Consider the following 7268-nt stretch of genomic DNA (forward strand, 5'->3'; position numbering starts at 1 on the left):
AATGCAAGACGCTTGAATCGTGATGATGCGGAACGAAGTCAACCAAGAGCAAGGACACTCCGTGAATGTCAGCGGCTCTCGAGGTCGCTAAGCCGATTGGAACCTCGCTTGCGGAACTCATCAGGGCCAGTGGCATCCCGAAGATGCCACGCAAACAGGCCGAACAGACGACTGTGCTGACGAAGACACCGCAAAATCACAAGAAAAGCTCTTGCAAAGCAGGGGCCATCCACAGATGCCATTCAGCCTGGTCCACCTGCCGCGGTGCGGCTTCACCGAACCGGCCGTTCTTACTGGCCGCAGCGATCCTTGGGCCCTATGGCTGCACCTTTCCTGCACGCCAGCGCGGCCCGCATCAACACCCTGTAGGGTCGACCTCGTTCCTGCAACTGGTTGATGGCGCCAACGATGCTCCGTCTGCGCGCGGGGCAGGCGAAGGCGATGACGCCGCTGATGCCGGAATGGCCAATGAACTCCATCCCCGGCTGGAACGGTGGCATCCAGCGCGGGACGGCAAAGCGCAGCATTCCCGTGGCTGCCTTGAGCGGGAAGAATACCCGCCGCCAAGGGGGCGGATCTTCCAGAAGCGCTGTGGGAAACAACCCGCCCGTGAAGAACGCGCCCTCCATCACGCCAAGGGCGATCTCGTGGACGTCGCGGTGCCGGAATCCAGCGGCGACGATCCGGTCGAGGGCGGATTGCAGGGTCATGGCAGCGGCTCCACCTCGATCACCAGATTGCCGCGCTTGTGGCCGCTGTCGGCCTGCGCATGGGCCTGTGCGATGTCCGTCAGGGGAAAGCGCGCGCCGATCAACGGGCGATAGGCCCCGGCCTGATGCTGCGCCATCAAACGCGCCATCGCCTGTGGGGTTTCCTTGATCACGCTCGCGCAAAGCCTGCGGCCCCCGGCGCGGCGGGGACGCAGCATTGCGCCCAGCATCGTGGCCAGATCGGCCGTGACCAGCCCCAGCCGCCCGCCGGGCGCAAGGCGCGAGGCCGCGTCGGGCATCAGGCCGGGCACGTCGAGGATCACGTCGAACGGCCCCTTTGCCGGGTCGGTGCGGTAATCCAGCGCCACATCCGCACCAAGTTCGCGCGCGAGATCCAGATTGTGCGCTCCGGCCAGTGCGGTGACATGCGCCCCATGGTGGCGGGCGATCTGGATGACGGCCGAGCCTACGGCGCCCGTGCCCCCCACCACCAGCACCCGCTCGCCGGGTTGCAGCGCGCATTGATCCAGCAGGAAATCCGCCGCCGTCAGCCCGCCGAAGAAGAAGGCTGCGGCTTCGGGCACGCTTAGGCTGTCGGGGCGGGGCAGGATCAGGCCATCGGCCCTGACTGCGACCTGTTCGGCATGGGCGCCCATGCGCATCCCGTCGGTGATGCCGAAGACCGCATCCCCCGCCGCGTACCGTGTGACACCAGCCCCCAAGGCTACCACGCGCCCGGCATATTCGCGCCCCAGTACGGGTCGACGCGGGCCGCGCAGCCCGAAGACAAGCCGGATCACTGGCCCCATGCCTCTGGGCGCGCGCGCGCCGCGAATGCGGGCATCGCCAGCGGTCAGGCCCGCGGCCTCAATTGCCACCAGCACCTCGCCGGGGCCGGGCAATGGGTTGGGCACCTCTTCGATGGAGATGCTGGTGGGCGGGCCATAGCGGCGGCAGAGTGCGGCTTTCATTGGTAAACTTCCTTGTGACGGGTCTGGGCAATGACCCTCTCGCCGAGACCGATCGTGACCAGCCACCAGCTGACAAAAACCAGATCGGATGCATGCCCGGTAATTGGCGCGCCGTTGATGAGGTAGATGGGGAACATGACCAGGGCGACCGTAGCTCCGCCCATGCCGATGGCATAGGCGCGGATCATCCAGGCGCGGTGCGTTGACCTGTCGCGGACGCGCGCGGCCCGGACACCCAGCACCAGCGCCACGAAAAGGGCGACGCTGAAGGCAGCGCGGGCAATATCCAGAAGCGCGGTAGCGATGCTCTCCACCTGCGCCAGCAGCGCCAACCCCGACAGCGCCATGCCAAGGCCCGCGACCACAAAGACCCGCCCCGACAAACGATGCAGCACGCCAAATCGGGCGCGCAGGGCGCGGGCGAATTGCAGTGGCCCCAGCAGCCCGAACAGGAGGCCGGCAATGGAATGCAACCAGTGCGAAACCGGCGCAACGGTCAGCCGCAGACTGTCTTCGGGCAACAGTTCCGCCGGGATTTGCACAATCCGGACGCCGGCCATCAACATCGGGATGAAGGTGGCGAAAATGAGTATCAGGGCAAGCGGCATAGGCCGCACAAACAGGCGGATCATGGAAGGTCTCTTTCGCTCAGACGATCAATCGTCGTGGTAAGTGAACACGTCCTCGACCCCCACGCCGAAATGGCGCGCGATGCGGAACGCAAGCTCCAGCGTGGGTGCGTATTTGCCGTTCTCGATGGCCAGGATCGTCTGCCGCGTCACGCTCACATGCGCGGCAAGGTCCTTCTGCGTCATCTCGCCCGCATCGAACCGCAGGCGGCGGATGGAGTTCTCGATCCGCGCCATTCAAAGGTCCCTCATCACAGACCCCTCCGGTAGGCATGGAGCTTGGCCAGATTGCCGCCCGTATCGCCAAGGGCGCAGCCCGCCAGCATCAGGTTCAGCGCAAGGATGATACTGGCCCCCAGCGCCAGCGCGACGATGCCACCGACAAAACCGGCAGCCGAGCCGAGCATCGACACCTTCCAGCCGATGCCGGAAATCGCGCGGTCGCGCTCATCGCGGGTCAGTTCCGTCTTCTCGCCCGTGACCACCTGCCAGAGGATGGCCATGACTATGGCCAGCACGATCCCGATGGCGATGCTCGCCCCGATCAGCTTCAGGACCAGCACCGCCCAGACCTGCACCCCGTCCGGCCCGTCGAACCGCCCCGCAGAGTGACCGGCCACAAGAAACCACAGGAACAGGCCAATGATGATGGCATTCGCCAGGATCTCGGTCAGCACATTGCGCTCTTCGTGGGACATGGTTTGATCCGGCCAAGGTCTGGTGAGGTAAAGTTTACCATACTTCATGTATAGTTATGCGAACCTGACGTAAAGGGCTTCATACCACGCCGATGCTCTCTTGATGCGTGAGCCAGACCTCTGCCGAACTCAAGCGCGATGTTGGAAGACCGCGGATCAGATGGTAATTGCCAGGTGCACTGGCGCGGATCGGCGCGGACGATGTTCCCCGGCTCACCATCATGGCTGTTCGGCGATACGTTTGCCCCGATTGATCAGGCCTTGATGACGCCTGAGCCTCGCGGACGGTTTCCGGCTCACCCCGACTGCCTTGCGATCCGTTGCGCTGTCACGGCGTCAGCAAAGACCAGGAATATTCGAGCTGCGCGGCCACGAAGGCTGCCGTTCGCGCGCCATAGCGATCGGAGATCGCTTTGAGGGTGGCATCAAGGGCCGCAATAGGCGCCCCGGAGGATGGCCGCAGGACGGCATCGGCGCGCGGGGTCGTGCTGCGTGACGAAGGTCACGCCTTCGGCAGAGGTGACATAACCCTGGACGTTCTGCGCAACAACGCGCGAGCGATACGTTCGGGACCAGGCGTCCGCCTGAAGTGCGAAGGCAACACCGTCGAAGCCGTTTGACAGGTCGGCACGGAGAACTTCATGCCGCCAGAACCCCAGAAGGTTCCCCGCCGCAAGGCGGACTGTTCCGAAGTTCAGGGCAAAGAGGGTACTGTCATGGTCTGCGTTCCAGTTTTCAACGCCGAGCCCGGCGGCAGTCACACGCGCGGCCCGCTCCCCTTGAAGGATCTCAAGAAGCCTCAACGTTACAGGCACCGAGGCCGACACGCCGGAGGAACTCATCACCGGTCCGTCAATCACGTAGCGGGCGTTCTGCACCCAGGTCGCCAGGGGGTAGCGTCGGTTCATGCGTGCATGCGCGTGCCAGTGCGTCGTTGCGGCCCGTCCGTCGAAAAGACCCGCGCGCGCAACTGGCTCAGATCCCTCGCAGATCGATACGACCAGCGCACCGAGCGCTGCCTGGCTGCGGATGAAGGCTGTGGTGGCATCGGTGCCACGGCTGTGAAAGGCCGGGACGATCACCGCATCGGCGCCGTTTGGATAAGTGCTCTCAAATTCTGCCACAGTCATATCCGGCATCACCGTGAGTGCAGGCATGAGCTCCACGGCGCCCTCTCGGGTCGCTACGATCAGGACGTCGACCGCGCCACTGCGTTGGAGGATGCCGTGCGGCACCAGGAGATCGGTCGTCTCGGCGCCGGTATTGTCGGCAAGCAACACGACAAGGCGGCGCTCGCCAGCGAGCGGGCGTGGCTCGGGCGGGTTGGTGGCGGGCATTGCCACCGCTTCGAAGCCAGCGCCGCCGGTGCGGAGTAGGGCGAGTGGCGCGGCGGCAAGAATGAGGACAAAAAGGATGGTCAATCGGCGGGTCATGGTCATCTCCAGTTTGCGCTGAAAATAGACGCGTGTTACGAAGGCGGAAATGACATACTATCCGCAGAATCCGCCAATGCCGCGGCGTGTCGTGTTCTTCGCCCTTAATGGTGTGCAGAGCCTCGATCTGACCGGCCCCATGGAAGCCTTCGCGGTGGCGGGTCGCTTCGGTGTTAGCTACGAATTTGTGCTTTGTTCGGTGGAAGGCACATCCATCGAAACTCATGCAGGGCTGTCCGTGGGGCCGGCTGCCCCCATCGCAAGTGTGACCGGGCCTGTCGATACATTGATGATCTGCGGCGGATCGGAAGAGGCAATGCTGGCTGCTTGGGAGGATGGCGTGACGCTCGACGTTCTTCGCAGTCAGATCTCCCGCGCCCGGCGGGTCGTGTCGATCTGCACTGGCGCATTTGTGCTGGCTGCCACGGGGCTTCTGGACGGCCGCAGGGCCGCGACGCACTGGAACGCTGCTAATAGGTTCCGGACCCTGTTCCCGAAGGTCGAACTCGACGCGGACGCCATCTTTGTCTCCGAGCCGCCCTTTTACAGTTCGGCAGGCGTGACCGCGGGTATCGACCTTTCTCTGGCGCTGATCGAAGCCGATCAGGGTGCGCGCGTCGCTCTATCTGTCGCCCGCGAACTCGTCCTGTTCCTACGCCGGCCGGGCGGGCAGGCGCAATTCGGAGCCGGGCTCAATGTGCGCTCGACCGGGCCCGATCCGATCATGCAGCTCATCGCGCGCATTCTTGAGGACCCGTCCGGGCGTCTACATGCGGAGGGGCGCTACGTGCCGGATCTTGCTGCTCTCGTCAACATGAGCGAACGAAGCTTCCTGCGCGCCTTCGCCGGAGCTGCCGGAACCACGCCCGCTCGTTTCGTGGACGAGGCCCGGCTGACACGCGCGAAGAGCCTTCTCGAGGAGACTTCAAATCCTCTCGACAAGGTTGCCTACGAAGCGGGATACGGCTCCGTCGATGCGCTTCTCCGGTCGTTCCAGAAAAAGGTTGGCATCACGCCGGGCGCATACCGTTCGCGATTTCGGACCATGCCTTGCCCGCCGCATGCTGATACATCGTCGGAGGCGTCCCTTGCAAAACGTTTGCAGAGCTCTCCTGCGCCCCAGTGATCACGGGCCCCTGGGCCGAAAGCGATGCAAAATGGCCGTGCGCGCGGCGGCTCACCTCAACACCACATCAACGCGCGGATGCATGTTTGCGTGACCTTCGAGGTGACCGTGGACCAGACCTGCCATTCGCTGCGCTTGCGAAGATGGGCACAGGCAGTTCTGCCCAAGCCAGCGCATCGTCCATGAATTCGTGGAAACCCACTGGCACACCAAATTCGTCATTTAGAGACTCGCGCGTTGAAGGGGACGGACTCGTCAGCGATTTGCGATTGTGCGCTCGATCCCCGTGCTGGCCGTGTCAGGCTCCATCCTCAAGCCGCGACCAAAGTGCCGTCGCCACCGGCCCCGGGGCCTGATCCCGGCGACGGATGGCAAAAATCTCAGACCGGCGCGGGGGGAAGCATCGCGTACTCGACCCGGACGAGGTCGAGGTCTTCAAGGTTGGGATTGGTGAAACGCCAACCACGGCGCTGATCCGTCCAGACCCGATGCGCGATGATTCGGGACAGCAGCACCTCGGCCTCCGTAGCTTTCCGCCCGCGAACATCATCCCGCAGCCATTCCTCGTGACTGTCCTCGTTCGACCAAGCATAGCCCAGGGCCCGCCGGACGGCGTCTCCGAAATACCGTCCGGCCAACCCGCCGCTGCCGGCCTCGCGAACGGCTGCGAATATGGCTGCGCGCAGCTTCGTGACGAAGATGTGGTCGTTGAAGTGACCCGCCTGCAAGGCGGCATCCTGGCGGTTGTCGGTGAAGGTCAGCAGCTTGCTGCGACCCGCCTCCGCCGTCTCCATTTCCTCGAGCGCTACCGAATTCAGGATCGTCGTCGCCGAGGAACGACCTTCTGCGGAGAGGCCCGACAACCTGTTGCGATCCCGGCCTTGCCCCGGCGGCGTATCTCCGCATCGCAGGCAGAGCGAGAACTTGCCTTTCATAAACCACATGCCGAGGCCGGAACCTTCTATACCCTGAGGATCGACGGAGACCTGGAACGGAACGCGCTCACGATAGGTCCGCTTGACGCGGATCGAGCCGTTCGCAGTCTCCTCAAGCCACGACGACGGAAGATCCTGCTCGCCCTCGAAGGGCAGTCCTGCCGCGCGGCACAGAAATCCCGTCTCGTCATCATCGTCGAGTGCTTCCTCGTCGATCGAGCGAGGAATGTATCGTCGGCCCGCGCCGTCAGGAACTGCCCGGACGGGGTGATAATCCTGGCCGCACTTGCGGCAGAAACGAACCTCGAAGAGTCGCGCCTCCGCCTCCGGGTCGGTCTTCTGCTTGTCGAAGCGGATGGTTCGCTCATCCTCCGGACCCAAGGTCGCATACAGGCTGTCGGGACCAGACAGATACTGGTGAAGCTTGTACGCCAGGAAGGCGCGGTCGGATGGACCGCCCCGCAGGTTCTCCGGCATCGAGGCCATGGACAGAGCGTACTCGAGTGCGGCCAGGCAATCCGGCACCGGCTCGCCGGACTCGTCAGCAAGCTTCAAGGCCGCCTCACTGAGCGTGCGCGGCTTGCGGCGGTGCGGTATATGATCGTCGGTCAGGCCGATGCGGGTTTCGGCCCAGACGATGAGCGGTTCCGTCTCGAGGGCGTCGTTTGCCATTCCGCTGGGTGGCGTGCGAATGGACTTCGCCAGATCCGGGCGATCCACGGCGCCGCGCGTGGCGCGGACCAGGGTCTCGCCAATCACGGCCTCT

7 protein-coding genes and 1 pseudogene are annotated in these 7268 nt (G+C 64.2%); 1 reads left to right on the plus strand and 7 read right to left on the minus strand.

The window, feature by feature from the left end; translation table 11 throughout:
• Positions 1-290: 290 nt before the first annotated feature.
• From IM708_RS19685 to IM708_RS19710, 6 genes are all read right to left on the minus strand, one after another.
• Positions 291-710 (minus strand): hypothetical protein, encoded by a 420-nt coding sequence (locus tag IM708_RS19685; RefSeq protein ID WP_209428280.1) that lies wholly within the window; start codon positions 708-710, stop codon positions 291-293.
• Positions 707-1681: an NAD(P)-dependent alcohol dehydrogenase gene (locus tag IM708_RS19690; RefSeq protein WP_209428281.1), complete on the minus strand. Its 975-nt coding sequence runs from the start codon at positions 1679-1681 to the stop codon at positions 707-709. Before IM708_RS19690 ends, IM708_RS19685 begins: the two co-directional genes overlap by 4 nt.
• Positions 1678-2313 (minus strand): DUF2306 domain-containing protein, encoded by a 636-nt coding sequence (locus IM708_RS19695; RefSeq protein WP_209428282.1) that lies wholly within the window; start codon positions 2311-2313, stop codon positions 1678-1680. Before IM708_RS19695 ends, IM708_RS19690 begins: the two co-directional genes overlap by 4 nt.
• A 24-nt stretch (positions 2314-2337) precedes the next feature.
• The gene (locus IM708_RS19700; RefSeq protein WP_209428283.1) at positions 2338-2547 is read right to left on the minus strand and encodes a helix-turn-helix transcriptional regulator; all 210 of its coding nucleotides are present in this window, start codon (positions 2545-2547) and stop codon (positions 2338-2340) included.
• Positions 2548-2561: 14 nt separating this feature from the next.
• Positions 2562-3008, minus strand: a complete 447-nt coding sequence (locus tag IM708_RS19705; RefSeq protein WP_209428284.1) for a hypothetical protein — start codon at positions 3006-3008, stop codon at positions 2562-2564.
• A gap of 425 nt (positions 3009-3433) precedes the next feature.
• Positions 3434-4441: a DJ-1/PfpI family protein gene (locus tag IM708_RS19710; RefSeq protein WP_209428285.1), complete on the minus strand. Its 1008-nt coding sequence runs from the start codon at positions 4439-4441 to the stop codon at positions 3434-3436.
• 49 nt (positions 4442-4490) lie between these two features.
• On the opposite strand from IM708_RS19710, the gene IM708_RS19715 reads away from it, so the two are divergent.
• Positions 4491-5567 carry a helix-turn-helix domain-containing protein gene (locus IM708_RS19715; protein ID WP_209428286.1) on the plus strand — a complete coding sequence of 359 codons (1077 nt, stop codon included), beginning with the start codon at positions 4491-4493 and terminating at the stop codon, positions 5565-5567.
• A gap of 380 nt (positions 5568-5947) precedes the next feature.
• Here the strand turns inward: IM708_RS19715 and IM708_RS19720 are convergent.
• Positions 5948-7268, minus strand: a pseudogene (locus tag IM708_RS19720) (ATP-dependent helicase); the annotation flags it as partial.

Origin of the sequence: Pararhodobacter sp. SW119, from assembly GCF_017811755.1 — a bacterium.
GTDB lineage: Bacteria > Pseudomonadota > Alphaproteobacteria > Rhodobacterales > Rhodobacteraceae > Pararhodobacter.

Coding starts and splice junctions, on each gene's coding strand:
- IM708_RS19690 (WP_209428281.1), bottom strand. CDS start 1,681: ATGAAAGCCGCACTCTGCCGCCGCTATGGCCCGCCCACCAGCATCTCC.
- IM708_RS19695 (WP_209428282.1), bottom strand. CDS start 2,313: ATGATCCGCCTGTTTGTGCGGCCTATGCCGCTTGCCCTGATACTCATT.
- IM708_RS19685 (WP_209428280.1), bottom strand. CDS start 710: ATGACCCTGCAATCCGCCCTCGACCGGATCGTCGCCGCTGGATTCCGG.
- IM708_RS19715 (WP_209428286.1), top strand. CDS start 4,491: ATGACATACTATCCGCAGAATCCGCCAATGCCGCGGCGTGTCGTGTTC.
- IM708_RS19710 (WP_209428285.1), bottom strand. CDS start 4,441: ATGACCCGCCGATTGACCATCCTTTTTGTCCTCATTCTTGCCGCCGCG.
- IM708_RS19705 (WP_209428284.1), bottom strand. CDS start 3,008: ATGTCCCACGAAGAGCGCAATGTGCTGACCGAGATCCTGGCGAATGCC.
- IM708_RS19700 (WP_209428283.1), bottom strand. CDS start 2,547: ATGGCGCGGATCGAGAACTCCATCCGCCGCCTGCGGTTCGATGCGGGC.